The following is a 25,395-nucleotide window of genomic DNA, read 5'->3' on the forward strand; positions in this document are numbered from 1 at the left end:
CGGGCGGGCCTGCGCCGGGTGGGCCGCGCTTCGGGCCGGGCGCGGCCGCGAGCGGGTGGCGGGCCGTCGGCCGGCTGGCCATGCCTGCGGCAGCAGCGGTACGCGCAGCCGGGCCCACTGTGCTGCTACCGCTGGCCGCCCTGGTGGCGGTGCTCGGCGCGGACCTGTCCGGGCTGAGCAAGGCCGAGGTGGAGCGGATCTGGCTGCCGTTCGTGGTGTGGCTGCTGGTGGCCACCGCCCACCTGCCGACAGGGTCCCGGCGCTGGTGGCTGGCCGCGCAGGCGCTCACCGCCCTGGCCGTCAACCACCTGGTCTGGACGGTCTCCTGACCACCCGGCCACCCGGCCACCCGGCCACCCGGCCACCCGGCCACCCGGCCACCCGGCCACCCGGCCACCCGGCTGAGCGTGATGCCTGTGAGTCATCTTGATGACTCACAGGCATCACGCTCATTGTCGGTACCGCCTCGGCGCGCGCCGATCGCCGCAAGCACCACCACCGCGCGCATCATTCGACGGTGGACGACGGGCGGCGGCACGGCGGGCGTACGGCGGCGGGGCGGCGGAGGGCGATCAGTCAGGGGCGGCGGGCGGCGGAGGGGTGCGGCCGAGGGCGGTCAGTCAGCGGCGGTGGAGGGCGGCGCCAGCGGCGGCGGGCGGTCAGCCTGCGACTGCGGCTGGTTCCCGTAGCGGGTCGGTGGCGAAGCCGGCCACACCCTCGGCGAAGCCGACGCGCGCCGTGTAGCCGAGCAGTTCCACGGCCCGGCGAGGGTCGGCGACGACGTGCCGCACGTCGGCCGCGCGGGCCCCACCCACCACCTGCGGGGCCGGCCCGCCCATCGCCTCGGCCAGGGTGACCGCCAGCTCCCCGACCGTGTGCGGCTCGCCCGAGCAGACGTTCACCGGCACCAGCGTGGCGGGCGGCGCGCTGCTGTCCAGGGCCAGCAGGTTGGCCCGCGCCACGTCGGTGACGTGCACGAAGTCCCGCCGTTGCCGGCCGTCCTCCAACACGCGGGGTGCCACGCCGGCCGCCAGCGCCGACCGGAAGATCGATGCCACCCCGGCGTACGGGGTGTCGCGGGGCATCCGGGGGCCGTACACGTTGTGGTACCGCAGCGCCCACACGGCGCCGCCGGTCTGCCGGGCCCAGGCGGCGGCCAGGTGCTCCTGGGCGAGCTTGCTCGCGGCGTACGTGCTGCGGGGCTCAAGCGGCGCGTCCTCCGGCACGAGCACCGGATCGAGTCCTCGGCCGCAGTGTGGGCAGGTCGGGTCGTACCGGCCGGCTGTCACGTCCTCGGACCGGCGGGGCGCGGGGCGCACCGTGGCGTGCTCGGGGCAGGCGTAGCGCCCCTCGCCGTAGACCACCATCGAGCTGGCCAGCACCAGCCGGCCGATGCCCGCCCGGTGCAGCGCCGCCAACAGCACCGCCGTGCCGTAGTCGTTGTGCGTGACGTAGTCGGGGGCGTCCGACGGGTCGAGGCCGTGGCCGACCATCGCCGCCTGGTGACAGACCGCGTCCACGCCGACGAGCAGCCGGTCCAGCAGGGGGCCGTCGCGGACGTCGCCGTGGACCACGTGGTGCCCGCGTGACCAGGTGGGCAGTTCACCGCCGTGCGCCTGGGGCAGCAGCGCGTCCAGCGCCACCACCTCGTGGCCCTGCTCGACGAGCAGGTCGACGACCTGCGACCCGATGAACCCGGCCGCGCCGGTGACCAGTACGCGCATGCCGGTCACGCTAGGGCGCACGGGACGCCCGGCGGGCCGGTTCGGCGGACCCGTAAGGAGTTCGCAACAGCTCGGCGGGTGCCCGCGCCCCGGTAAGCGTTCGGTAATGCGGTAAACCCGGCCCGGCCGTACCCCCGCGGTCTAACCTGCCGGCAGTGCCCGCCGCCGCCCCACGCGCCGGCCGGGCCGACCGGTGTGGACGACAAGGCGTGTGACGGCGAGGAAGGGGCAGCGGGTGCCGGTTAGCAGACCCGGCCCGAGCGGCAGCGGGACCCGGGCAACGGACGCGGACGGCTACGGCGCTCCGCGCCGGTTCTGGCGAGGGCTGGCCCAGCACGCCCCACCGGGTGTGGACGCCGTCGAACGAAGCTGGCGCAGCCCGTTGCGCGGCCCCTGGCTCACCGCCGTCTACGGCTCGGTGCTGCTGGTGGCGCTGCCGCTGGTGATCATCACCGGGTTGCTCGACTACGCCGCCTACGGCCCGCAGTTCGACCAGGCGTTCCCGACGAACGTGGGCTGGCTGCGGCTGCCCGCGTTCGACTGGCCGACGCGGCCGTCGTGGCTGTTCCGGGTCACCCAGGGGCTGCACGTGACACTCGGCATCGTGCTCGTCCCGGTGGTGCTGGGCAAGCTGTGGTCGGTGCTGCCGAAGCTGTTCGACTGGCCGCCGGCCCGCTCCCTGGCCCAGGTGTTGGAACGGCTGACGCTGCTGTTGCTGGTCGGCGGGATCCTGTTCCAGATCGCCACCGGCCTGCTCAACATCCAGTACTCGTACGTGTTCGGCTTCGACTTCTACACCGCCCACTACTTCGGAGCGTGGATCTTCACGGGCGCCTTCGTGGCGCACGTGATCATCAAGTTTCCCCGGCTGGTGACCGCGCTGCGGTCCCGCCCGCTGGGCACGGAGCTGCGCACCCCGCGCGCCGCGACCCGACCCGAACCGCCCGACCCGGACGGTCTGGTCGCCGCCGAACCCGGGCCGGCCACGGTCAGCCGGCGCGGCGCGGTCGGACTGGTCGGCGGAGGGGCGCTGCTGCTCGCCGTCGTCACCATCGGGCAGAGCCTGGACGGTCCCCTGCGGCGCACGGCGCTGCTGCTGCCCCGCGGACGACAGCCCGGCACCGGGCCGAACGGCTTCCCGGTCAACCGCACCGTCGCCGCCGCCGGCGTACGCCCCGAGCAGACCGACGCGTCCTGGCGGCTGACGCTGCGGGGCGGCGGCCGGACCGTGACCCTGGACCGGCCCGGCCTGCTCGCCATGGCGCAGCACACCGCCGACCTCCCCATCTCCTGCGTGGAGGGTTGGTCGACCCGGCAGACCTGGACCGGCGTCCGTCTTCGTGACCTGGCCGCGCTCGCCGGGGTCGCGGACCCGGCCTCGGCGCGCGTGTCGTCGCTGGAGAAGGCCGGGCTGTTCCGCACGGCGGTGCTCGCCCCCAACCAGATCCTCGATCCGGATTCGTTGCTCGCCCTGCGGGTCAACGGCGTCGACCTCGCCCCCGACCACGGCTACCCGGCTCGGGTCATCGTGCCGGCCCTGCCCGGGGTGCACTGCACGAAGTGGGTCGCCGAGATCGACTTCCGGGGTCAGGCCGATGGCTGAGCGGGCCGGGCCGACCGCGGGACGAGACAGGCCGACCGCGGGACGGGCCGGCCGACTGCGCGCCGCCTACGGCGCCGCGCCGTGGCACCTCGTCCTGGTCACGGCGGTCATCGTGCTCGCCGGCTGGGTGGCGCTGCGGCTGGCGCAGGAGGCGACGTTCGGCCGGATGCTGCTCTGGTTCGTCGGCGCGGTCATCGCCCACGACCTGGTGCTGTTCCCGGTGTACGCAAGCGCCGACCGGGTGCTGCGCGCGGTGGTTCGCGACCGGGTCACGCTGCTCAACCACCTGCGGGTGCCGGCGCTCGGCACGGCGCTGCTGTTCGTCGTCTACTCCCCCGGCATCCTGCGCTGGGGCGAGACCACCCACGAGGCGGCCACCGGCCAGACCCAGCGGCCGTACCTGGTGCGCTGGTTGGTGCTCAGCGCGGCGCTCTTCCTGCTCAGCGGCGCGACGTACGGCCTGCGCGCGGCGTTGGGCCGGCGCGGTTCGGCGTCCCGTGCCCGGCGCTGACGGCCCCGGGCGCCCGACCGGCCGACGGTCGGGCGCCCCCAGCGGTCAGGCCGGCGCGTTGGCGTACGCCGCGACGGCCCAGGCGCCGTCCGTGCGGTGCAGGACCCAGGTGGCGTGCCGACGCCGCTCGCTCGGCAGCTCGTCCTCACCGGCCATCAGGATGCCGGCGGCGCTGACGACGATCGCGGTGTCGCCGAGCACTCGGATGTCCAGTGGCTCGTCGAGCCCACGGGACCCCTTCAGCGGACCGGCGAACCCGGCGGCCATGTGCGCCCGCACCGCCTCGCGGCCCCGGTGCAGCACTCCGGGCATGACCACTGTGGCGTCCGGGCGGTAGAGGGCGGCGAAGGCGTCGGCGTCGTTGTCGCCCCAGGCGGCGTAGAGGCGCCGGAACAGGTCGAGGATGGCCTTGGTCGCGGTTGATGCGTCGCCCTTCGGGGCGAGCGAGGTGTTGCTCATGCGGATGACCTCCCTGTCGGTGGCGCCGTCGATCCGGCGCCGCGCTGGACGTGTCACGCCGAGCCGACGGGCGCGGGCCGACGGCACGTCTCACAGGGGATACCAGCGGGCGGCAGTGAACTCATCGCTGCCGACGGTCGACATCTCTCACCACGTCGCTGGTGGGCGGCAGCGTGCCGCGCTGGCATGCTGCCGGTGGAGGTGGCGCATGGACGTGCTGGCGGGCGACGGTTTCGTGACGACGGCGGCCGGGCTGCGACCCGAACTGCTGGCGCACTGCTACCGGATGCTGGGCGCCGTCGACGAGGCCGAGGACGTCGTCCAGGAGACGATGCTGAGGGCCTGGCGGGCGCGGGACCGCTACGACGCCACCCGGGCCACGCCGCGTACCTGGCTCTACGCGATCGCCACCAACGCCTGCCTGACCGCACTGGAGGGTCGCCGCCGCCGACCGCTGCCGACCGGCCTCGGTCCGGCCAGCGAGGACGCGGACGCGCCGCTGACGCCGCGCATGGACGTGCCCTGGCTCCAGCCGCTGCCGGACGCCCGGCTCACCGACACCGATGACCCGCAGATGGTGGTGCAGCGGCGCAGCAGCCTGCGGTTGGCGCTGGTGGCGGCCCTGCAGCTGCTGCCGCCGCGGCAGCGCGCGGTGCTGATCCTGCGCGACGTGCTGCGGTTCAGCGCCGCCGAGGTGGCGGGGCAGCTGGGCACCTCGGTCGCCGGCGTCAACAGCGCCCTGCAACGGGCACGCGCCGGGCTGGCCGACACCGGGCTGCGCGACGACGGCGTGCGGGAGGCCGATGATCCCGAGGTGCGCGCCACGGTGGACCGGTACGTGCGGGCGTTCGAGGCCGCCGACGTACCCGCGTTGGTCGACCTGCTCACCGACACGGCGGTGTTGGAGATGCCGCCGGTCCCCCTCTGGTACTCGGGCCGGGAGGCGTACGGCCGGTTCATGTCCCGGGTCTTCGCCCTGCGGGGCCGGGACTGGCGGGTGCTGCCGACGGCGGCGAACGGTCAGCCGACCCTCGCCGCGTACTGCCGGCAGGACGGCCCGGGGTACCGCCTGCACACGGTGCAGGTGCTGACCATCGCGCCGGCCGGGGTGGCGCACAACGTGGTCTTCCAGGACCCGGCGGTGCTGCGCGCCTTCGCGCTGCCGGCCACGGTGGGCTGAGCGGCGGGCTCAGGTCTGGCCGAAGCGGTCGGAGAGCGCGTAGCGCAGCAGCACCACGTCGCCGATCTGGCGGGCCTCGGCCAGTCGGGCGCGGCGTCCCGGGTGCCAGGGGAAGCTCCCCTCCCCGACGAACCGGGGCGCCCGGCGGTCGCCGACGAAGAACGGGGCGACCACCAGGTGCAGCTCGTCGGCGAGACCGGCGGTGAGGAACTGGGCGTGCACCGTCCCGCCCCCCTCGACCATCAGCCGGCGCACGCCCCGCGCCGCCAGGTCGGCGAGGATCCAGGCGAGGTCGACCGGGTCGCCCCCGTCGACGACAGTGGCCAGCCGACCGACCCGCTCGCGGGTCTTGTCCAGCACTCCGCTGGCGCAGTAGACCAGCCGATCGGGATCGCCGGCGGTGAAGAACCGGGCGGTCGGGTCGAGGTCTCCCCGGGCGGTCAGGGTCACCTTCGTGGGCGAGGCGGGCCGCCCGCACGCCACCCGCTCGGCCCGGCGGGACGCGGACCGCACCAGCAGGCGGGGATCGTCCCGGCGGACCGTGGCGGCGCCGACCAGGATCGCGTCGCAACTGGCCCGGACCGCGTCGACGCGGTCGAGATCATCCTCGTTGGACAGCAGCAACCGCTGCTCGGAGGCGTCGTCGATGTACCCGTCGATACTGGTGGCGCAGCTCAGCAGCACGTACGGCCGTGGCGACGCCGGCCGGCAGCTCATCGGGAGACGGGCCCGTCAGGGGTACGACCCGCCGGCGCCTGCGCCGCCTCGGCCTCCGCCGCCTCAGCCTCTGCCGCCTTGGCGGCCTTCGCCGCGAGGTACTCGGCGTTGGCCGGGGACAGGAAGATGCTGGTGGGGACGCGTTCGACGACGTCCACGCCGAGCCGGGTCAACTGCTCGGCCTTGTCCGGGTTGCTGCTGAGCAGGCGCACGCGCGGCACGCCGAGGGTGGCCAGCATCTGCGCGGCGGCGCTGTAGTCACGCTCGTCCTCGCCCCGGCCCAGCGCCACGTTGGCCTGGTAGGTGTCCAGCCCGGCGTCCTGCAGGGCGTACGCGTCGAGCTTGGCGTACAGGCCGATGCCCCGGCCCTCCTGACGCAGGTAGAGCAGGAACCCGCCGGTCTCGGCGATCCGCTGCACCGCCTCGCGCAGCTGCGGCCCGCAGTCGCAGCGCTGGCTGCCGAACACGTCGCCGGTGAGGCACTCGCTGTGCGGGCGGACCAGCGGCGGCTCGCCACCGGCGGCGAGCCGGTCCAGCGCCCCGGCCCAGTCACCCAGGCCGAGGGCGAGGTGTTCCCGACCGTCGATGAGGCCCTTGAACGTGAACACCCGGACGGTGGTGGTGTAGCCGTCGGGAAACGCCAGCGGCACCGTGACCTGCGTACGGACCGTGGCTACCGGCAGTGCTTCGGGCATGGGACTCCTTTGTCCGGCGCCGTCCTGGGACGGCGACGCGTACCGTCTCACCACGACTCAACAGCCACCGCGCAAGGCGGCTTCCCGAGTGGTGGTGGGATTGCGGGCCCGCCGAGCGAGCAGCACGGCCGCGCCGGGCAGGCTGGCCACCAGCACGAGTGCGCCGTAGACGGTGGCGGTGGCGACACCTTCGGCCGCGCTGAGTCCGGCCGCGCCGAACACCCACGCGGCCACCCCCTCGCGGGGGCCGAACCCGGCGACGTTCAGGGGCAGGCCCATGGCGAGCAGGGCCAGCAGGGTCAGGGGCAGGAGCCGGGTCAGCGGAGCGTCCGAACCGGCGGTCCGTGCCGCCACCAGGAAGGTGGCCAGGTGCCCGGCGACCATCACTGCGGAGGCGACCAGCACGCCGAGCCAGGTCCGCCGGGCCAGCAGCCCGGACCGCACGTCGGCCACCGCGGTGCGGACGCCGCGGGTCCACCGGGACCTACCGGCGTCGGGCAGGCGCCGCGCCAGCAGCACGACGGCCAGCCCGAGCGCGAGCAGCAGGCCGGCCGCGGCCGGCAGGTACGGCCGCACCGGCGACGGGAACGCCGCCAGCACCACCAGCGCGACAGCCACCAGGACCACCTGACCGGCGGTACGCTCCCAGACCACCGCGCGGATGCCCCGGCTGACGTCGCCGGCGTCGCGGCCGTGGCGTACCGCCCGGTGCACGTCCCCGAGCACCCCGCCGGGCAACGTGGCGTTGAGGAACACCGCCCGGTAGCAGTGCGCCACCGCGGTCGCCAGCGGCAGCCGTACGCCGAGGCCACCGGCGACGAGGCTCCACCGCCAGGCCGCGCAGACCGTGGTGAGCACGCCGATGAGCAGGGCCGCGGCCAGCGCCGGCGCGTTGATCAGCCGTACGCCGGCGAGGAAGGGGCCGCCACCCACCTGCCACAGCAGGGCGGCGAGCAGGCCCACCCCGCCGACCACTCGTGCCCAGGCCCACACCATCGACGCCGGTCCTCCCTGAAGATCGTCCACCCTCTCTAGTGCACGTACCCAGGGCGTCGACGGTTCATCCGCCGGCCAGAAGGTCCCGATGCTCGACCAGCACGCCGAGCCGGCCGGCGGCGGCGTCGGCGAGCCGGCGCTGGGCGTACGCCCGGGTTGCGCCGGTCAGTTCCGGGCGTTGCTCGCAGGCCGCGTCCAGCCAGCCGCGGAACCACTCGGCCGCCAGGTCGGGCTGCTCCGGGCCGAGCCGCCACGGGCTGGGCCGCTCCCGCACCGGCACGCCCCGGCGGGCGAACGCGGCGGCGGTGGCGTCGGCCGCGTCCGGGCCGAGCAGCCGGCGGCCGTCGACGGTACGCCGCTGGTGCGCGTTGAACGCCTCCTCGACGGCGGCGTCGAGCGGGTCGGGCGGGGTGAGCCGGACCCGGCCCGTCACCGAGACCGCGAACAGGGCGGGACGACCGGCGTCGACGCAGGCGGCCACCACCCGTTCGACCTCCTCGGCGGTCAGCATGTCCAGCAGCGCGGACGCGGTGACCAGCGCGCCGTCGGACAGGTCGGCGGCGCTGAGCCGGGTGAGGTCGCCGCAGCGGGTGTCGACGGTGACGGGCGCCCCGTCGGCGCCGGTCACCCCGGCCATGCCGTCGGCGGCCCGGGCCAGCAGGTCGGCGTCCCGGTCGTGCAGCACCCAGTGCTGCGGCCCGGTCAATCGGGCCGCGAGCCAGCGGCTCATCGAGCCGGTGCCGCTGCCCAGGTCGTGGATCACGATCGGATCGCTGCCGGCCAGCCGGGGCCGCACGGCGTCCACCAGGTCCTCGGCGCGGGCCGCCGCGTCGGCCGGCTCGCGCAGACGCAGCCAGTCGGCGAACGGCAGGGTCTCCTCGACGGTCATCCCGCCACCTCCTCCAGCACAGCGGCCAGGCGCGCGGTCGTCACCGGCCAGTCGGTCAGGGTGTCGCGCCGGGCGAGCGCGGCCCGGCGCAGCCGCGCCCGCAGCTCGTCGTCCCCCCACCACCAGCTCAGCGCCCCGGCCAGGGCGGCCGGGTCGTCCGGCGGCACAAGCAACCCGGGCAGGTCACCGTCGGGGGCGCGGCCCAGCGCCTCGGGCAGACCCCCCACCTCGGTGGCCAGCACCGGCACGCCGCGGGCCAGCGCCTCGGTGACGACCATCCCGTACGTCTCGCCCCGCGACGGCAGCACCAGCAGGTCGGCGGCGGCGTACGCGGCGTCGAGCGCCGGGCCGGTCAGCGGGCCAGCCAGCCGGACCCGTTCCGACAGGCCGGCGCCGGCGAGCCGGTCGCGCAGCCGGTGCACCAGTTCGGGTTCCCGGGCCAGCGTGCCGGCGCAGACCAGCGTCCAGGGCATCTCGGCCAGCACGCACAGGGCGTCGACGAGCACGTCGTGACCCTTGTGGCGGGTGACCGCGGCGACGCAGAGCAGCCGGTGGCCGGCTGCCGAGCCGGGGGCCGCCGGCGGTGCGGGCGTCACCCCCGGCGTCGCGACCCGGACCCGGTCGGCCGGCAACCAGTGGCGGGCCAGCAGGCGACGGCGGGTCCATTCGCTGGTGGTGACGACGGCTCGCGCGGTGGCCAGCGCCCGGCCCTCGGCCTCGTGGTCCAGGGGCATGTGCACCAGAAGGACGAGGCGCAGCCGTGTCGCGTGCGGGGCGAGCAGGTCCGGCACGGCGGATGCGATCAGGCCGTCGACGAGCACCACTGCGTCGTCCGGCGTGGCGGCGAGCAGCCGGGCCAGCGCCGCGAGCGCGGCCGGGTCGGGGTGCGGCCACGCTCCGGGCACCTGGTGCTCGTGCACCAGCCAACCGCGCTCGCCGAGCCCGGCGCAGACCCGCCGGTCGTACGTGTTGCCGCCGCTGGGCGCCGCCGGGTCGTCGATGTCGCCGGGCAGGACGACGTGCACCGTACGGCGGCGCGGGCCGACGACCTCGGCGGCGTGGGCCGGCGTCAGCCGGCCCGCGTCGATCACAGCGACCGCTCGTAGCTGGCCCAGGCGACGTGTGACTCGTGCAGGGTGACGGTGATGCCGGCCAGCTCACGCGCCCCGGGGCCCAGCTCACCGGCGTGCACCCGATCGGCCAGGCGGTCGGCGACGGTACGGGCCAGCACCTCGGTGGTGGTGTTGAATCCGGCGAACGCGGGCTCGTCGTCGAGGTTGCGGTAGGACAGCTCACCGACCACGGCCCGCAGCTGCTCGGTGGCCAGGCCGATGTCGACGACGATGCCGTCGGCGTCCAGGTCGGGCCGGCGGAACGTCGCGTCCACCACGAACGTCGCCCCGTGCAGGCGCTGGGCCGGGCCGAACACCTCGCCCCGGAAACTGTGGGCGATCATCATGTGATCCCGAACTGTCACGCTGAACACTGTCACTCCCCGTCGTCGTAGGTGATGAGGTGGCAGAGCGCGGGCAGGTCACCCGTGCTCAGTCGGGCGAGTACGTCGGGCAGCTCGGCGAACCGGGACGCGCCGGTGATCAGCGCGTCGAACGCCGGGTCGTCGAGCAGGTCCAGGGCCAGGGCCAGTCGGTCGGCGTAGCTGCGGCGGCCCCGCCGCGCGGGCGCGACCATGCCGACCTGGCTGCTGCGCACGGTGAGCCGTCGGGAGTGGAACGCCCCGCCCAGCGACACCTGCACCGGGCGGTCGCCGTACCAGCTCAGCTCGATCACCGTGCCCTCGGGCGCGAGCAGGTCCAGCGCCTGTTGCAGTCCGGCGGACGAGGCGCTGGCGTGCACGACCAGGTCGCGGTCGCCGGTCGCGTCGCCCGGTCGGGCGAACCGGACACCGAGCGCCCCGGCCACCCCCGCCCGGCGTACGTCGGTGTCGATCAGCTCGACGTCCACGCCGGGGAAACGCGCCAGCAGCGCCGCAACGCAGCAGCCCACCATGCCCGCGCCGATCACGCTGACCCGGTCGCCGACCAGGGGCGCGGCGTCCCACAGGGCGTTTACGGCGGTCTCGACAGTGCCGGCGAGCACCGCGCGGGCGGGCGGCACGTCGTCCGGCACCGGCACGACGGCGGTCGCCGGCACGACGTACGCGCTCTGGTGCGGGTGCAGGCAGAACACCGTACGCCCGAGCAGCTCCGGCGGACCCTCTTCGACCACGCCGACGCTGAGGTAGCCGTACTTCACCGGGCCGGGGAAGTCACCCTCCTGGAACGGGGCGCGCATCGCCGCGTACTGGTCCACGGGCACCCGGCCGGCGAACACCAGCGTCTCGGTGCCCCGGCTGACGCCGGAGTAGCGGGCCCGTACCAGCACCTCGTCCGGCCCCGGCACGGGCAGCGACACCGGCCGGATCTCCGCCGCGCCGGGCTCGCGCACCCAGCAGGCGTACGCCTCGCGGATCACCCTCGCACACCTCACCTTTTGTCCCGGTCGAACCGAACGGCCCTGATTTCCGTGTTCCCTGTCGGGGTCGTCGATCATAAACACGGAGGTACGGTGCCCACAGTTCGAAGCGGTCCGGTGATCGGGCTGAGCGCGCAGTTGGTCGTGCTGGCGGCACTGGCCGCCACCGTGGGTCTGAGCACGGCGGGCTGGCTGGCCGGCGCCGGCTACGCCGCGCTCACCTGCCTCGCGTTGAGCCGGGGCCTGCACCTGTCCGGCGCGTCGCGGCTCGGCCCCGCCGACCGGGTGACGCTGACCCGGGCCGTCCTGGTCGGCGCGGTCACCGCGCTGGTGGTGGACTCGTTCGGCCACCCGACGCCGGTGGGGCTGCTGGTCGCGCTGAGCGCGGTGGCTCTGCTGCTGGACGCGGTGGACGGTCAGGTCGCCCGGCGCACCGGCACGGTCAGCGCGCTCGGGGCCCGCTTCGACATGGAGGTCGACGCGTTCCTCATCCTGGTTCTCAGCGTGTACGTCGCCCCGGCGGCGGGGAGCTGGGTGCTGGCCATCGGCGCGATGCGGTACGCCTTCGTCGCGGCCAGCGCCGTGCTGCCCTGGCTGCGCGGTACGTTGCCGCCGCGCTACTGGCGCAAGGTGGTGGCCGCCGCGCAGGGCGTGTTGTTGGCGGTCGCCGCCGCGCGGGTGCTGCCGGAGCCGTGGACCACAGTGGTCCTGGTGACGGCGTTGACACTGCTTGTCGAGTCGTTCGGCCGGGACGTGGCCTGGCTGTGGCGTCGCCGCCCGGCCCCTCGGCGGTCCCACCCGCTGTCGGTCGTGGCGATCACCGCCGCGCCCGCCCCACCGCCGATCACCCCGCCTGCGGTCCCGATCGCCGCGCCGGTGGCGGTGCCCCTGCTGCCGCTGGGCGGGCACGCACCCGTCGTCGTACCGCCGCTGCTGCCGGTGCCCACGCCCGCGCTGGCGGCCCGCTCGGGCGGTACGGTCCACTCCGACTGGAGGCCGTGATGACCCTTCCCGCCCGGCTGCGCCGGCTGACCGGCCGGCGACGCCCGAGCCCCGCGTCGAGCGGTGACGCTTCGGCGCGTACCCCCGTGGTGTCGTCGGTGCCGCGCGGCCGTGCGCGGCGGGCGCTGGGGTGGGTGGGCACGGTGCTGGCGGTTCTGCTGGTGTACGCCGTCCTGGTCGGCCCGGACCGGCTCGGCGAGCTGACGCCCGGCGCGTTCGTGCGGATCCCGCTGGAGGGTCTGTTGGTCGCGGCGCTGCTGCTGGCGCTGCCGCCGCGACCACGGCGGGTAGTGGTGGCCGTGCTCGGGCCGCTGCTGGGTCTGCTGGCCATCGTGAAGCTCGCCGACCTGGGTTTTCGCACGGCCCTCGACCGGCCGTTCGATCTGGTGCTGGACTGGCTGCTGCTGGACGACGCGTTCGGTTTCGTGCGGGATTCGGCGGGGCGGGCCGGCGCGGTCGGCGCGGTGGTCGGCGTCGTGTTGCTGGTCGGTGTGCTGCTGCTGGTGGCGACCGCGGCGGTGCGGCGGCTGGCGGCGCTGCTGGTCGGCCACGAGCGGGTGGCGACCCGGGCGGTGGCCGCCCTGACGGCGGCCTGGGTCCTCTGCGCCGTGGCCGGCGTGCGGATCGTCCCGGGCGTGCCGGTGGCCGACGCCGGGACCACCGCGCTGGTCGGCGCGCACGCCGAGCAGGTGGACGCGCGGCTGCACGACCGGGAACGGTTCACCGCCCAGATCGACGCCGACCCGTTCCAGGGCGTCCCGGGTGACCAGCTGCTGACCGGGCTGCGCGGCAAGGACGTCGTCCTCGCCTTCGTGGAGAGCTACGGGCGCGACGCCGTCGAGGATCCGCAGCTGGCGCCGCAGGTCAACGCGGTGCTGGACACCGGCACCGAGCGGCTGCGCGCGGCCGGATACGGCGCGCGCAGCGGCTTTCTCACCTCCCCCACCTTCGGCGGGGGCAGTTGGTTGGCGCACGACACGCTGCTGTCCGGTCTGTGGACGGACAACGAGCAGCGGCACCGGAGCCTGCTGGCCAGCGACCGGCTCACCCTCAACGGCGCGTTCCGCCGGGCGGGCTGGCAGACCGTCGGGGTGCTGCCGGCGGCCACCCAGCCGTGGCCGGAGCAGGGTTTCTTCTCGTACGACAGGTACTACGACGCCGAGGCGCTGGGCTACCGGGGCCCGAAGTTCAGCTACGCGCCGATGCCCGACCAGTACACGCTGTCGTTCTTCCAGCGGCGGGTGCGCGCCGGCGCGGACCGTCCGATCATGGCGGAGATTCCGCTGATCTCCAGCCACTCACCGTGGACGGCGGTGCCCCGCATGATCGGCTGGGACGAGGTGGGCGACGGTTCGATCTACCACGGCGACTCCGGCGCGAAGGACGACGGCGACGCCGACGACCGGGACACCGGCCGGATCCGGGCCGGCTACCGCCAGGCCGTCGCCTACTCGCTCCAGGCCCTGATCTCCTACGTCCAGACCTACGGTGACGACGATCTGGTGCTGGTCTTCCTCGGCGATCACCAGCCGGCCCCGGTGGTGACCGGCGAGGGCGCCAGTCGGGACGTGCCGATCACCATCGTGGCCCGCGACCCGGCGGTGCTGGACCGGGTTAACGGCTGGGGTTGGCAGGACGGACTGCGCCCGGGACCGGACGCGCCGGTGTGGCCCATGGACACCTTCCGGGACCGGTTCCTGACCACCTTCGGGCCGTCGACGCCGCCGATCGCCGCCCCGCGCTGACCCACTACCAGCGGTTGCGTGCCTCCTCGGCCCAGCCGACGAGCCCGTCGAGGCGCACAGTCGTACCGTCGTCAGTCGTCGCCCAGCCGGAGAAGTGCCCGAAACACTGGTGCGTCTCGTTCGCGACGACACCCAGGTTGGTGCGGGCCACCTTCTCGTGGAACGGCTGAAACTCGACCTCGACCCGTTCCCCGTTGATCCGCCAGGGGCGGAGCCAGTCGGACCTGTCGTACGTCCAGCGCAGCTCCTCGCCGATCTTGTGCAGGCGGCCGTCGACGAACAGGCCGTTCTCGGTGACCCCGGTGCCGTCGGTCCACTGACCGCCGAGTTGGATCGCCCGTCCCGGCGCGGCGCCGGCGGCCCAGTTCCACGCGATCGAGTACGGCCACCTGCCGCGACCGTGGTCCAGCACGGCGAACGCGTCGGGTCCACCGATCTCGTACGTCCGGCCGTGCAGGTCCAGCGTGCCGAGGACCGGGCGGCCGACGTCCTTGACCGTGTACTGGAATCGCGTGGGGCTCCACGGCACCACCACGCCGAGTGACTCGTGACCGGCCGGCAACGGCACGTCCACCGCCAGCCGTACGCCGGGGGCACTCGCCGAGATGGCGGTGCCGTCCGGGCGCTGGGTGATCCGGATCGCCAGGTCACCGCCCCGCGCTTCCGCTTCGCCCACGCCGCACCGTGGCGGGAGCATCGTCCCCCGCGCGAGCGGCACCACCACGTCGGCCTTCGTCTCGGTGCCGCTGTCCCGGTCGAGCACGTAGACGCTGTGCACACCGGCGTAGTCCAGCGACGAGGCGACCAGCCCGACGATGTGCCGTGGGGTCACGATGCCCCAGTACTCCCACCGCTTGGTCCGGCCCCAGCCGCGCAGGTTCGCGGTGTGCAGGGGGCGGCGGGTCCAGCCCACCGCCGCGGGATTGAGCCGCCCGTTCCGTTGGCACAGATCGACAGGTGAGAGCAGCTCACGTTCATGCGTCACGACGTGCACGATATCCCCCGCCGCTCTCGGCGAGCACTTGACGAAGATATTGATGCGCCCTACGGTCATACGACATCAGACATTGGATGTCCGATTAACTGACTCTCCCTGGTGCTCCAAGTGGATATCCAGGCGAAGCGACAGTGTCGCGGACGTCGGCGTCCCTGGCGCCCTGCATCCCCTCGAAGGAACCGGACCCCATGAAGCTGTCTGCCCTCGGCCGCATCGCTCTGGCCACAGGCATCGCCGTGCTGACCACCGCCATGCTCCCCGGCACCCCCGCATCCGCCGCACCGGTGAAGAGAAAGATCCTCCCCGTCCTGGTGGAGTTCAACGACGCGTCCTTCCAGTTCCCGGACAAGGTGAAGGCGTCCACGCCGGACACCTACTTCGGGGCGAAGAGCGACTCGGCCGCGTCGTTCCTGTCCGAGGTCTCGCGCGGGCAGTACACGGTGGTACCCGCCATCAAGGAGCAGTTCCTCGGCCCGATCAAGCTGGACCTGAGCGCCGCCGGCTGCCCGCAGGGCAAGATCAACCAGATGACCCGGGACGAACTCGCCAAACGGGGACTGGTCGCGGGCAAGGACTACGAAAGCCTCTCGATCGTCTTTCCGGCACAGAAGACCGAATGCCCCTGGGCTGGCCTCGCCACCCTGCCCGGCCCGACCACCTGGATCAACCTGTACGGCACCGCCAGTGGCATCGACGTCGTCGGCCACGAACTCGGGCACAACCTGGGCTTCGGTCACCAGGGTCGCGTCCAGTGCACGGGCGGCAACCTGGGCGCGTGCAAGGAGGCGGGCGCCAGCCACACGAGCATCATGGCCGGCGGGTACCGGCCGGCCGGCTTCTCCGCGCCGGAGATGATCCGTGCCGGATGGCTCTCCGGCGGGGCGTCTGTCAAGGTCACCAAGTCCGGCGTCTACACGCTGCGCTCCCTGCACGGCAAGGGCAGCGGAGTCCGCGCCCTGGACATCGCCCTGGGCGGCGACCGGCTCGTCATCGAGTACCGCCACGCGGCCGGCAACTTCGACGCGAAGCTCGAGGGCGTGCACGCCTACCGCGTCCCCAAGGGCTCCTACGGCTCCTCGTCCCTCATCGACACCACGACGGCGAACAAGACCGCCGCCAACAACGCACCGCCCAACACGGACGCCATCACGAAACTGACGGACAAGGCGAGCAAGCTGTCCGTCGCCGTCGTCTCCTCCGGCGGCGGTCAGGCCAAGGTCAAGGTCGCGCTCAACGGCGACTCGCTGGCCTCCCTCGACCCGACTCCCTCGAAGTCACCGACTACGACCCCGACCCCCAGCGCCGCCACGCCCACCCCCAGCGCGAGCGCCGCCACCGAGGCCATGGGCGACAGCTCCGAACCGGTGACCGAGACCGGCCCGGAGGAGCTCACCGCCGCCGCCGAGGACAGCTCGACGGCCCTGCCGCTCGCCGCCGCCGGAGGCGGTGCCGCGCTGCTGGCTGTCGGCCTGGCATTCCTTTTCACGAAGCGCCGTCACCGCAGGCGCCACTGACCAGCCGGTCGGGCCCCGGACGTCCACGCGGGCGTCCGGGGCCCGTCGCGCTGCCGCCGCCGTCCTGGCAGCGAGGTCGTGCGTCGGCACGCCGCGCGACCGGCGCGCTGACCACCGGCCGACGGTCAGTCGAACTCTTCGACGTACTCCTCGGTGGGGCCCAGCTCGGGCCGGTCGCGCAACTCCAGGACCGAGCCGAGCCGGTCGGTCTCCAGGACGACAAACGTGTTCTCGCCCCTTTGCAGCAGCGGTGCCGGGCAGTAGAGGGTGACCTGCGGGCCGATATCCCAGTAGCGGCCGAGCAGGAATCCGTTGACCCAGACCAGGCCGTGCACGGAGCCGGGCAGGGCCAGGAAGGTGTCGGCGGGCTCGTCGAGGCGCACCGTCGCGACGGCGAAGCCGGCGCCGGTGCTGGCCGGTCCGGCACCCGCCGCACGGCGCAGGTCGTCAGGTGTCCACTCGGCCAGGGCGACAGGCGAGCTCGTCCAGCCGTGCACCATCCGGCGATCGACGAGCACGGGGCCGAGCAGGCCCTTGTGCTGTCCGACCAACGGGCCGTAGTTGACCCGGCCCAGGTTCTCCACCAGGACCTCCAGGCGCACGGCCGCCCCGGTGCCGTGAATCGGTATCTCCGGATGCGCACCGTCGGCCACCCCGATCGGCACGCCGTCGGCGAGGACGACGGCCCGGTCGCGTACGTCGGTCAGGATGATCGTGTGCTCCCCCGGGGGGATCTTCGGGTGGGCGGTGAGCAGCACCATCCCGGCGTCCAGGCCGAGCTGTTCGAAGGTGGCCGGCCGGGGCCCTGTCGACTCCGGCGCCGGCACCGCACGCAGGCCGGCGATCAGGTCGGCGTGGTGGGTCAACGGCACCCGCGCCGGCGCGAGGACCGGCATCCGCTCGGGTACCCGCAGCGGCCCGGTGGCGCCGAGCGCCCGGCGCATGGCGTGGAACTTCGCGGTGAGCGCCCCGTCCTCGGCGATCGGCGCGTCGGAGTCGTAGCTGGTGATGGTGGGCTGGAGCCGGCCTCGTTCCGCGTTGGCGCCGGCCCAGAGCCCGAAGTTGGTGCCGCCGTGCGCCATGTAGAGGCTGACGCTTCCGCTCTCGGCGATGATGGCGTCCAGAGTGCGGACGGCGCTGTCCACGGCGCGGACGTGGTGCCGCTCGCCCCAGTGGTCGAACCAGCCGTTCCAGTACTCGGCGACCACGAACGGTTCGTCGGGTCGGCGCCGGGCGAACAGGGCACGGGCGGCCTCGGGCTTCGACCCGAGGGTGGCGGCTGCGAGCGTGCCCGGCACCGTACCCGCGTCGTGCATCAGCTCGGTGGGGCCGTCGGCGGTGAACAGCATCTCGGTGATACCGCGGTCGAGCAGGGCGGCGCGGTTCCACAGCAGGTACGCCTCGTCGTCGCCGTAGCTGCCGTACTCGTTCTCGACCTGCACGGCCACGACCGGTCCACCGGAGTGCGTCTGGTGCCGCGCGATGCGGGGTATGAGTTCGTCGAACCACCACCCGACCGGCCCGGTGAACGCCGGGTCGGAGGTGCGCAGGGCCACGTCGCGGGCGGTGAGCCAGGCCGGCAATCCACCGTTGGACCACTCCGCGCAGATGTACGGGCCGGGCCGCACGACGACGTCGAGACCCTCCTCGCCGGCGAGCGCGATGAACGCCTCGAGGTCGCGCCACCCGTCGAAGCGCGGCGCGCGATCGGCGTACGGCTGGTGGAAGTTCCAGGGCACGTACGTGTCGAGGGTGTTCAGACCCAGGTCGGCGAGCCGCCGGATCCGGTCGCGCCACAACCCGGGGTGGACCCGGAAGTAGTGCAGGGCGCCGGACAGGATGCGGTGCGGGACTCCGTGCCGGTAGAGCTGGCGGTCGTGCCAGCCGAGTGCGGGCGAGGGTCTCGTCGGCGGCGCTACCGCGCTGCCCCGCCGGGTGGTCTCGATCATGGTGGCAGCCTATGTTACCCGTGCCATTCGTAACAATGCCGGTAGGATGCGCCCGTAGCACGTTCCGGGAGGGCGACGGGGATGACCGAGGCGACAATGAGTGGCAAGCAGCCGAGCATGGCTGACGTGGCACGGGCCGCCGGCGTGTCGGCACAGACGGTCTCGCGCACCCTGCGCGACTCACCGAACGTCAACGCCGAGACCCGTCGGCGCGTGCTCACCGCCGTCGAGCAGCTCCGATACCGGTACAACGGCGCCCCCCGGCTGCTGTCGTCCGGGCGCAGCTTCACCCTCGGCCTGGTCCTGCTCCAGGCCGGCGGCTACTACTCGCGCTCCGCGGTGACCGCCGGGGTGGAGGCCGCGGCCGGGCAGGCGGGCTACTCGGTGAGCATCGCGACCCTCGCCGAGCTGGACACCGCCATGATGGAAAAGTCCCTGCTCAAGCTGTCCGACCAGGGCGTCGACGGCATCATCATCGCGGTCCCGCTGATCTCCGTGACCCAGCGGATGGAGGACATCACCCGGGACATCCCCACCGTCACTGTCGACGGCTCGCGCACCACAGGTGCGCGGGTGCTGGGCATCGACCAGCACGAGGCCGGGCGCATCGCCACCCAGCACCTGCTCGACGCCGGGCACCGCCAGGTGTGGCACGTGGCCGGGCCGGACGAGTGGATCGAGGCACGGCAGCGCCGGCAGGGCTGGCAGGAGTGCCTGACCACCGCCGGGATCGACGCGCCGCCAGCGCTCGAGGGCGACTGGTCGCCCGAATCCGGTTACCGCCAGGGGCAGATCCTCGCGATGATTCCGGAGGTCACGGCCATTTTCGTGGCCAGTGACGAGATGGCGTTCGGCGTGATCAGGGCGCTGCGCGAGCGCGGCCGATCGGTGCCTGCGGACGTGTCGATAGTGAGCGTGGACGACATCGAGCTGGCGGCGTACTGCCACCCGCCGCTCACCACTGTCCGCCAGGACTTCTACCGCTCCGGGGCGGCCGCCGTCGCGCTCCTTCTGGGCAGCGAGGGCGCCGGCGAGTCGGTGGCGCAGCCGAGCCTCATCGTCCGGGAGTCGACCGCCGCACCGCGGTCCCGCTGACCCCTGCGCGCCTCCGCGCTGTTGGCACATCGTTCTTGACGACTCATGTTACGGGTGCCACAGTAACAACGCGAGGCCCGCCCGCGATCTTGTGGGCCGATGCCGTGCCTCGTCCACACCGCTCAATTCCGCACCGCCGTGTGCACCGCCCTTGGAGGCCCCCCACCATGTTGAGACGACCAATCGTCCTTGCGGTCGCCGCGGCGACAGCGCTGAGCCTGCTCGCCGGCTGTTCCGGAGGGAACGACGACGCCGACGGCAAGAAGACGCTGAAGATCGCGGCTTTCGAGGGCGGTTACGGCCGGGACATGTACGTCCAGGTCGTCGACGCCTACAAGGCGAAGCACCCCGACGTGGATGTGCAACTGCAGCTCTCGAAGACCCTTGAGGACGAAATCAGCCCCAACATGAAGGCTGGCAAGTTCCCCGACGTCGTGGTGCTGCCCCAGGGCCGCAAGGCCGCGCTCGCCGAGACTCTGGTCAAGGACAAGGCGCTGGAGGACCTCACCGGCGTTCTGGACATGACAGTGCCGGGCGAGCAGTCCACAGTACGGTCCAAGCTCGCCGACGGGATCGTCGGCAACCTCAGCACCAACCCGTACAACGACGACAAGACCTACCTGATGCCGATGTACTACGCGCCGACCGGCCTGGTCTACAACAAGGGTCTCTTCGCGCAGAAGGGTTGGCAGGTTCCGACCAGCTGGGACGACATGTTCAAGCTCGGCGACGCCGCCAAGGCCGAGGGCATCGCGCTGTTCACGTACCCGACCGCGGGTTACCTGGACTCGTTCTTCTTCGCCCTGCTCGCCGATGTCGGCGGTGAGCAGTTCTACAAGGAGGCGATGACCTACTCCGAGGGTGTCTGGAAGACCGCCCAGGCACGCCAGGTCCTGGACATCACCGCCAAGCTGCTGACCTACGCGGCGAAGACCACCGTCGGGTACGCGAACGAGCAGGACTTCACCAAGAACCAGCAGTCTCTGCTCGACAACAAGACGCTGTTCATGCCGAACGGCACGTGGGTCGTCGGCGAGATGAAGGACGCGCCGCGTGCCACGGGCTTCGAGTGGGCGATGGCCCCGCTGCCGGCGGTCACCGCAGGTGGCAAGCGCTACCTGACCACCATCGTCGAGTCGGCCTGGGTGCCGAGCGGCGCCCAGAACAAGGACGCCGCGAAGGACTTCGTCGCGTACCTCTACTCCGACGAGGCCGCCGGCATCTTCGCCAAGGCCAACGCGATCCAGCCGATCAAGGGCATCGCCTCGACGCTGCCCGCCGAGATCGCGCCGTTCTACCAGCTCTACGAGGACCCGAGCATCACCGCCCTGGTCGGTGGCTTCGCCAGCACCGCCCCCGTCGAGGGCGTGAACATCAAGGGCACGCTCTTCGACACCGCGAACAGCATCATCAGCGGCGACAAGACCGTCGACCAGTGGCAGACCGCCCTGAACGACGCCAGCGAGAAGTTGCGGCAGGCGGGCAAGTGACGCCCCGGCGGCAGCCCGGGATCCGGGCTGCCGCCGTTCCCTTCCCCCTGCGAGAGCCAAGGACTGGTCACGGTGACGACGACCCGCACTCCACCAACCCCGGGCGCCAGCAAACGTGCGCCCGGTCGATCCCCGACGTCGACGCGCGGTGGCGCCGCGCGTGGCCGGCGCGGCGACGGCCGGTTCGTCGCCGTCTGCCTGCTGCCGGCGCTGGCACTGTTCGCGCTGTTCATGATCTGGCCGACGGTGAGCGTGTTCCGGATGTCGCTCTACACCTGGAGCGGCTTCTCGACGCAGATGCGGTTCGTCGGCCTGGACAACTTCAGCAAGCTGCTCGACGACGAGCAGTTCCTGCGCGCGTTCCAGAACACCGTCGCGCTGCTCGTCGTCGTGACAGTGGTGACGATGGGGATGGGCCTGTTCCTCGCGGCCGTCATGACCCGGCAGAAGCTGCGCGGCCACACCTTCTACCGGTTCGTGCTCTACGTCCCGAACGTGCTCTCGGTAGTGGTCATCGCGGCCATCTTCTCGGCCGTCTACGACCAGGAGAACGGCCTGCTCAACGGCACACTCCGGCTGCTCTCGCTGGACGGCCTGCAACAGGTGTGGCTGGGTGACCAGAAGCTGGTGCTCTACTCGGTCGCGACAGCGATGCTGTGGCAGTCGCTGGGCTACTACATGGTCATCTACATGTCGAGCATGGCGAGCATCCCGGAGGAGCTGTACGAGGCCTCGGCGCTCGACGGCGCGTCGGCCGCCCGGCAGTTCTTCGCCGTCACGCTGCCGCTGATCTGGCAGAACCTGCGCACCACACTGACCTTCTTCATCCTCAGCGCCGTCAACCTCAGTTTCGTGCTGGTAAGGGCGATGACCGGCGGCGGTCCGGACGGCGCCTCAGAGGTGCTGCTCAGTTACATGTACAAGCAGGCGTACACCAACTCGGCCTACGGCTACGGCATGGCCATCGGCGTGGTGATCTTCGCTTTCTCGTTCCTCGTGTCGCTCCTGGTGAGCCGCGCGACCCGGCGTGAGCCCCTCCAGTTCTAGAGGACACTTCCATGACCACGATCAACAAATCCGGTCCGCGCCCCGGCCGTGGCCTCACCCACCTGCTCGTCGGCGGGATCACCCTGCTCATCGTGATCCCGGTCGCCTGGGTGCTGGTGGCCTCGCTCAAGCGCAAGAGCGAGTTCTTCGGCAGCCCCTGGACCCTGCCCGAAGGCCTGCACCTGCGCAACTACGTCGACGCGTTCGGCGGCGCGCACATGGGCCGCTACTTCGCCACGTCGGTGCTTGTCACCCTCCTCGGCCTGGTCTTCGTGCTGGCGGTCTCGGTGCCGGCGGCGTACGTCGTCGCCAGGTACGAGTTCCGCGGCAAGAGCATCGTCGAGGTGGCGCTGCTCGCCGGGCTCTTCGTCAACGTCAACTACATCGTGGTGCCGATCTTCCTGATGCTCGTCGACTGGGACCGCGCGCTCGTCGACGTGTTCCCGGACGGGTTCTTCCTCGACAACCCGGCGATGCTCGCGCTGGTCTACGCGGCCACCTCGATCCCGTTCACGATCTACCTGCTGAGCGCGTACTTCCGGTCAATTCCCGGGGACTTCGAGGAGGCGGCGCTGCTGGACGGGGCATCCCGCTTTCGGATCATGACGCGGGTGATGCTGCCGATGGCCCGCCCGGCGGTCACCACAGTGATCCTGTTCAACTTCCTGGCGTACTGGAACGACTTCATCATCGCGCTGACGCTGCTGCCCGGCGAGGGCAAGACGTTGCAGGTCGGCCTGCTCAACCTGATGGCCGCCCAGAAGGCGGCCGCGGACCCCGGGCGGCTCTACGCCGGCATGGTCATCGTCATCGTGCCGGTGCTGCTCCTGTACGCGCTGATCCAGCGCCGCCTGATCCAGGGCATGGCCGCCGGCGGCGTCAAGGGCTGAGGCCCGAGAAAGGGATGTCATGAAGAAACCGACGCCTGTCGTACTGCTCGTCGTCGCCCGGATTCTGGTCGCGCTGGCCTGCGTCGTCACGGTGGTGGTCGTCCGGCCCACTGTCGGCTGGGGAAGCCTCGCGATCATGCTCGTGGCGCTCGCCGTTCTGATCGGTCTTCTCGCGGACTACAACCGCAAGTTCCGGTGACTCGGACCCCCGTCGGCGGACGGGCCCGCGGTCCACCGGTTCCGTCGCCGGCGTCATCTCCCGGTCGTGCGCGCCGGATATCTCCCAGGAAGTGAACGAATCCCCCAACCACCCCACGGTTAGGACTCTCGATGCACCTGTTCAGGTCCTCGTTGGTGGCTTTGACCACGCTAGCCACCGCAGTACTTGTCGCCGCGCCCCCCGCCGCGGCAGCCGCAGCGAACTACTACGTCGACTGTTCCGCGAGCACGTCGGGCAGCGGCACCCAGGCCAGCCCCTGGAACAGCTTCACGCCGGTGAACGCCAGGACGTTCGCCGCCGGAGACCAGATCCTGATCCGGCGGGGCACGACCTGCGCCAATCAGCAACTCTTCCCCAAGGGTTCCGGCGCGGCCGGCGCACCGATCGTCATCGACGCGTACGGCAGCGGCGCCAAGCCGGTGCTGGCTGGTAACGGTGCGGTCGTCGACGTCGTGAAGCTCTACAACCAGCAGTACTGGGAGATCCGCAACCTGGACATCTCCAACAAGGGTTCGGCGATCGCCACCCGTCGCGGCGTGCACATCATCCGCGAGAACTCCGGCATCGGCACCTACTACCGGGTGACCGGGCTCAGCGTCCACGACGTCAACGGGAACCAGACCAAGAAGGACGACGACGCCAGCGCCGGCATTTTCTTCGAGGTTCTGGGCTACACCACGCAGACGAAGTTCGACGACGTGCTGATCAACAACAACACGATCGCCACCGTCGACCGCTACGGCATCCACTTCTGGACCCGCTGGATGGTCCGGCCCGAACTGGCCAACCCCAACTGCGGCTCCACCTGCGGCAACTGGCTTCCGCAGACCCGGGTCGTCGTACGCGGCAACACGGTCACCGACATCGGCGGCGACGCCATCGACGTGCACCACACCCAGAGCGCCCTGGTGGAGAACAACCGGGTCGACGGCTTCCGGGTCCGCGAGCCCGCGCAGTGCGCCGCAGGCATCTGGGGCTGGAACATCAACGACGCCCTGTTCCAGTTCAACGAGGTGAGCGGCGGCCGGAGCACCTGTGACGGGCAGGGCCTCGACCTGGACGAGGGCAACATCCGCACCATTTACCAGTACAACTACAGCCACGACAACGAGGGTGGCTTCATCCTGCTGTGCAACGGCGGGGGTTCCACCACCGCAGACAACATCGTGCGCTACAACATCAGCCAGAACGACCGTGGCCAGATCTTCGACCTGGTCTGCGGCAAGCTCACCAATACGAAGATCTACAACAACGTCTTCTACGTCGGCCAGGCGGCCCAGATCATCAACAACGGCAACGGCTCGGCCGGCGCCAACGTGGAGTTCTACAACAACATCTTCTACGTGACCACGACCCAGGCCACCTACAACGCCGGTGCTCTGCTGTTCGACTCCAACGTGTTCTACGGCCAGCACCCGGCCGGTGAGCCCACCGACTCGAACAAGATCACGGCCGATCCGCTGTTCGTCGCGCCGGGCACCGCCACCTCGATCAGCGACGCCGGTGGCTACCGGCTGCGCGCCGGCTCGCCGGCACTGGCCAGTGGCCAGGTCATGACCAACCCGGGCAGCCGGGACTACTTCGGCGGCGTCGTCACCCAGGGGTGCCGTCCCGACCGGGGCGCCCACCAGCTGAGCACCGTCTGCGTGCCCAGCGCCGGCGTCATCCCCCGCACCGGCTGGTCCCTGAAGTACACGGACAGCCAGGAGACGACCGCCGAGAACGGGGCGGCCACCAACGCCTTCGACGGCAACCTCAGCACGATCTGGCACACGAAGTACACCGGGGGCAACGCCCCGATGCCCCACGAGATCCAGATCAACCTCGGTGCGAGCTACTCCGTCTCCGGAATTCGCTACCTGCCCCGGCAGGACAGCGGCTCCGGCGCCGCCAACGGGCGCATCGGCCAGTACGAGGTCTACGTCAGCACTGACGGCGTCAACTGGGGTACGGCCGTGGCCACCGGCACCTTCGCCAACAACGCCAGCCAGAAGGAGGTCCGGTTCACCGCCAAGACCGGGCAGTACCTGCGGCTGCGCGCCCTGAGCGAGGTCAACGGCAACCCGTGGACCACCGCCGCGGAGATCTACGCCCTCAACTGACCGGGGCGGACCAGGGAGCCTCCGGCATCGCGCCGGAGGCTCCCTGCGTGCCCGCCGCCGGTGACGTTCTCGGGTTTCGGCCCGTTACGTTGCGGACC

Annotated in this window: 23 protein-coding genes and 1 pseudogene; 13 read left to right on the plus strand and 11 right to left on the minus strand. The window is 72.2% G+C overall.

Features of this window, described 5'->3' with window-relative positions:
* Positions 1-329: pseudogene (locus B0E54_RS19380) on the plus strand (hypothetical protein); the annotation flags it as partial.
* A gap of 330 nt (positions 330-659) precedes the next feature.
* Here B0E54_RS19380 and B0E54_RS19385 read toward each other — a convergent pair.
* On the minus strand, positions 660-1,724 hold the full coding sequence (locus tag B0E54_RS19385) for an NAD-dependent epimerase/dehydratase family protein (RefSeq protein ID WP_234586679.1): 1,065 nt from the start codon (positions 1,722-1,724) through the stop codon (positions 660-662).
* Positions 1,725-1,959: 235 nt separating this feature from the next.
* Between B0E54_RS19385 and B0E54_RS19390 the strand changes: the two genes are divergently transcribed.
* Positions 1,960-3,327 (plus strand): molybdopterin-dependent oxidoreductase, encoded by a 1,368-nt coding sequence (locus tag B0E54_RS19390; RefSeq protein ID WP_234586681.1) that lies wholly within the window; start codon positions 1,960-1,962, stop codon positions 3,325-3,327.
* Positions 3,320-3,838 (plus strand): hypothetical protein, encoded by a 519-nt coding sequence (locus B0E54_RS19395; RefSeq protein WP_234586683.1) that lies wholly within the window; start codon positions 3,320-3,322, stop codon positions 3,836-3,838. The genes B0E54_RS19390 and B0E54_RS19395 overlap by 8 nt, the downstream gene beginning before the upstream one ends.
* 45 nt (positions 3,839-3,883) lie before the next feature.
* Here the strand turns inward: B0E54_RS19395 and B0E54_RS19400 are convergent, their stop codons facing one another.
* Positions 3,884-4,297: an SgcJ/EcaC family oxidoreductase gene (locus B0E54_RS19400; protein WP_234586686.1), complete on the minus strand. Its 414-nt coding sequence runs from the start codon at positions 4,295-4,297 to the stop codon at positions 3,884-3,886.
* A gap of 208 nt (positions 4,298-4,505) precedes the next feature.
* On the opposite strand from B0E54_RS19400, the gene B0E54_RS19405 reads away from it, so the two are divergent.
* Complete coding sequence (locus B0E54_RS19405) at positions 4,506-5,477, plus strand: RNA polymerase subunit sigma-70 (RefSeq protein WP_234586689.1); 972 nt, start codon at positions 4,506-4,508, stop codon at positions 5,475-5,477.
* 9 nt (positions 5,478-5,486) lie between these two features.
* Here B0E54_RS19405 and B0E54_RS19410 read toward each other — a convergent pair whose 3' ends face one another.
* The 7 genes from B0E54_RS19410 to B0E54_RS19440 all read right to left on the minus strand — a co-directional run bounded on the left by B0E54_RS19410 (position 5,487) and on the right by B0E54_RS19440 (position 11,246).
* Positions 5,487-6,194: a dihydrofolate reductase family protein gene (locus tag B0E54_RS19410; protein WP_234586692.1), complete on the minus strand. Its 708-nt coding sequence runs from the start codon at positions 6,192-6,194 to the stop codon at positions 5,487-5,489.
* Positions 6,191-6,889: a GTP cyclohydrolase II gene (ribA, locus tag B0E54_RS19415; protein WP_234586694.1), complete on the minus strand. Its 699-nt coding sequence runs from the start codon at positions 6,887-6,889 to the stop codon at positions 6,191-6,193. The genes B0E54_RS19410 and ribA overlap by 4 nt, the downstream gene beginning before the upstream one ends.
* Before the next feature lie 57 nt (positions 6,890-6,946).
* The gene (locus B0E54_RS19420) at positions 6,947-7,885 is read right to left on the minus strand and encodes a lysylphosphatidylglycerol synthase transmembrane domain-containing protein (RefSeq protein ID WP_234586798.1); all 939 of its coding nucleotides are present in this window, start codon (positions 7,883-7,885) and stop codon (positions 6,947-6,949) included.
* Between the two features lie 64 nt (positions 7,886-7,949).
* Complete coding sequence (locus tag B0E54_RS19425) at positions 7,950-8,774, minus strand: class I SAM-dependent methyltransferase (protein WP_234586696.1); 825 nt, start codon at positions 8,772-8,774, stop codon at positions 7,950-7,952.
* Positions 8,771-9,847 carry a glycosyltransferase family 4 protein gene (locus B0E54_RS19430; protein WP_234586800.1) on the minus strand — a complete coding sequence of 359 codons (1,077 nt, stop codon included), beginning with the start codon at positions 9,845-9,847 and terminating at the stop codon, positions 8,771-8,773. Before B0E54_RS19430 ends, B0E54_RS19425 begins: the two co-directional genes overlap by 4 nt.
* Before the next feature lie 14 nt (positions 9,848-9,861).
* Positions 9,862-10,260 (minus strand): 6-carboxytetrahydropterin synthase, encoded by a 399-nt coding sequence (locus B0E54_RS19435; RefSeq protein WP_234586699.1) that lies wholly within the window; start codon positions 10,258-10,260, stop codon positions 9,862-9,864.
* A 2-nt stretch (positions 10,261-10,262) separates the two neighbouring features.
* On the minus strand, positions 10,263-11,246 hold the full coding sequence (locus tag B0E54_RS19440) for a zinc-binding alcohol dehydrogenase (protein ID WP_234586701.1): 984 nt from the start codon (positions 11,244-11,246) through the stop codon (positions 10,263-10,265).
* A gap of 93 nt (positions 11,247-11,339) precedes the next feature.
* Here B0E54_RS19440 and B0E54_RS19445 point away from each other — a divergent pair, with 93 nt between their 5' ends.
* Together B0E54_RS19445 and B0E54_RS19450 are read left to right on the plus strand one after the other, a co-directional pair.
* Positions 11,340-12,248, plus strand: coding sequence for a CDP-alcohol phosphatidyltransferase family protein (locus tag B0E54_RS19445; RefSeq protein WP_234586703.1), 909 nt, complete (start codon positions 11,340-11,342; stop codon positions 12,246-12,248).
* Positions 12,248-13,993: a sulfatase-like hydrolase/transferase gene (locus B0E54_RS19450; protein ID WP_374109291.1), complete on the plus strand. Its 1,746-nt coding sequence runs from the start codon at positions 12,248-12,250 to the stop codon at positions 13,991-13,993. Before B0E54_RS19445 ends, B0E54_RS19450 begins: the two co-directional genes overlap by 1 nt.
* Positions 13,994-13,997: 4 nt before the next feature.
* On the opposite strand, the gene B0E54_RS19455 is transcribed toward B0E54_RS19450, so the two are convergent.
* Positions 13,998-14,978 (minus strand): DUF2804 domain-containing protein, encoded by a 981-nt coding sequence (locus B0E54_RS19455; protein ID WP_234586706.1) that lies wholly within the window; start codon positions 14,976-14,978, stop codon positions 13,998-14,000.
* Positions 14,979-15,178: 200 nt separating this feature from the next.
* On the opposite strand from B0E54_RS19455, the gene B0E54_RS19460 reads away from it, so the two are divergent.
* The gene (locus tag B0E54_RS19460; RefSeq protein ID WP_234586708.1) at positions 15,179-16,504 is read left to right on the plus strand and encodes a hypothetical protein; all 1,326 of its coding nucleotides are present in this window, start codon (positions 15,179-15,181) and stop codon (positions 16,502-16,504) included.
* 125 nt (positions 16,505-16,629) lie between these two features.
* On the opposite strand, the gene B0E54_RS19465 is transcribed toward B0E54_RS19460, so the two are convergent.
* A complete protein-coding gene (locus B0E54_RS19465; protein ID WP_234586710.1) occupies positions 16,630-18,453 on the minus strand; it encodes a glycoside hydrolase family 35 protein in 1,824 nt (607 codons plus the stop codon).
* Between the two features lie 117 nt (positions 18,454-18,570).
* Here B0E54_RS19465 and B0E54_RS19470 point away from each other — a divergent pair, with 117 nt between their 5' ends.
* From B0E54_RS19470 to B0E54_RS19495, 6 genes are all read left to right on the plus strand, one after another.
* Positions 18,571-19,548, plus strand: coding sequence for a LacI family DNA-binding transcriptional regulator (locus B0E54_RS19470; RefSeq protein ID WP_234586712.1), 978 nt, complete (start codon positions 18,571-18,573; stop codon positions 19,546-19,548).
* 167 nt (positions 19,549-19,715) lie between these two features.
* On the plus strand, positions 19,716-21,038 hold the full coding sequence (locus B0E54_RS19475) for a carbohydrate ABC transporter substrate-binding protein (protein WP_234586715.1): 1,323 nt from the start codon (positions 19,716-19,718) through the stop codon (positions 21,036-21,038).
* A 72-nt stretch (positions 21,039-21,110) separates the two neighbouring features.
* A complete protein-coding gene (locus B0E54_RS19480) occupies positions 21,111-22,085 on the plus strand; it encodes a carbohydrate ABC transporter permease (protein WP_234586717.1) in 975 nt (324 codons plus the stop codon).
* An 11-nt stretch (positions 22,086-22,096) separates the two neighbouring features.
* The gene (locus B0E54_RS19485; RefSeq protein ID WP_234586719.1) at positions 22,097-22,975 is read left to right on the plus strand and encodes a carbohydrate ABC transporter permease; all 879 of its coding nucleotides are present in this window, start codon (positions 22,097-22,099) and stop codon (positions 22,973-22,975) included.
* A 19-nt stretch (positions 22,976-22,994) separates the two neighbouring features.
* Positions 22,995-23,174: a hypothetical protein gene (locus B0E54_RS19490; protein ID WP_234586721.1), complete on the plus strand. Its 180-nt coding sequence runs from the start codon at positions 22,995-22,997 to the stop codon at positions 23,172-23,174.
* 155 nt (positions 23,175-23,329) lie between these two features.
* On the plus strand, positions 23,330-25,297 hold the full coding sequence (locus B0E54_RS19495) for a discoidin domain-containing protein (protein WP_234586724.1): 1,968 nt from the start codon (positions 23,330-23,332) through the stop codon (positions 25,295-25,297).
* The last annotated feature ends 98 nt before the right edge of the window (positions 25,298-25,395 follow it).

It is taken from the genome of Micromonospora sp. MH99, from assembly GCF_021442385.1.
In the GTDB taxonomy this organism is placed as follows: Bacteria; Actinomycetota; Actinomycetes; order Mycobacteriales; family Micromonosporaceae; genus Micromonospora.

Excerpts from the sequence above, each read along its gene's own strand:
- B0E54_RS19405 (WP_234586689.1), top strand. The coding sequence starts at position 4,506 with ATGGACGTGCTGGCGGGCGACGGTTTCGTGACGACGGCGGCCGGGCTG.
- B0E54_RS19420 (WP_234586798.1), bottom strand. The coding sequence starts at position 7,885 with ATGGTGTGGGCCTGGGCACGAGTGGTCGGCGGGGTGGGCCTGCTCGCC.
- B0E54_RS19385 (WP_234586679.1), bottom strand. The coding sequence starts at position 1,724 with ATGCGCGTACTGGTCACCGGCGCGGCCGGGTTCATCGGGTCGCAGGTC.
- B0E54_RS19475 (WP_234586715.1), top strand. The coding sequence starts at position 19,716 with ATGTTGAGACGACCAATCGTCCTTGCGGTCGCCGCGGCGACAGCGCTG.
- B0E54_RS19410 (WP_234586692.1), bottom strand. The coding sequence starts at position 6,194 with ATGAGCTGCCGGCCGGCGTCGCCACGGCCGTACGTGCTGCTGAGCTGC.
- ribA (WP_234586694.1), bottom strand. The coding sequence starts at position 6,889 with ATGCCCGAAGCACTGCCGGTAGCCACGGTCCGTACGCAGGTCACGGTG.
- B0E54_RS19485 (WP_234586719.1), top strand. The coding sequence starts at position 22,097 with ATGACCACGATCAACAAATCCGGTCCGCGCCCCGGCCGTGGCCTCACC.
- B0E54_RS19395 (WP_234586683.1), top strand. The coding sequence starts at position 3,320 with ATGGCTGAGCGGGCCGGGCCGACCGCGGGACGAGACAGGCCGACCGCG.
- B0E54_RS19460 (WP_234586708.1), top strand. The coding sequence starts at position 15,179 with ATGAAGCTGTCTGCCCTCGGCCGCATCGCTCTGGCCACAGGCATCGCC.
- B0E54_RS19400 (WP_234586686.1), bottom strand. The coding sequence starts at position 4,297 with ATGAGCAACACCTCGCTCGCCCCGAAGGGCGACGCATCAACCGCGACC.
- B0E54_RS19465 (WP_234586710.1), bottom strand. The coding sequence starts at position 18,453 with ATGATCGAGACCACCCGGCGGGGCAGCGCGGTAGCGCCGCCGACGAGA.
- B0E54_RS19425 (WP_234586696.1), bottom strand. The coding sequence starts at position 8,774 with ATGACCGTCGAGGAGACCCTGCCGTTCGCCGACTGGCTGCGTCTGCGC.
- B0E54_RS19490 (WP_234586721.1), top strand. The coding sequence starts at position 22,995 with ATGAAGAAACCGACGCCTGTCGTACTGCTCGTCGTCGCCCGGATTCTG.
- B0E54_RS19450 (WP_374109291.1), top strand. The coding sequence starts at position 12,248 with ATGACCCTTCCCGCCCGGCTGCGCCGGCTGACCGGCCGGCGACGCCCG.
- B0E54_RS19470 (WP_234586712.1), top strand. The coding sequence starts at position 18,571 with ATGGCTGACGTGGCACGGGCCGCCGGCGTGTCGGCACAGACGGTCTCG.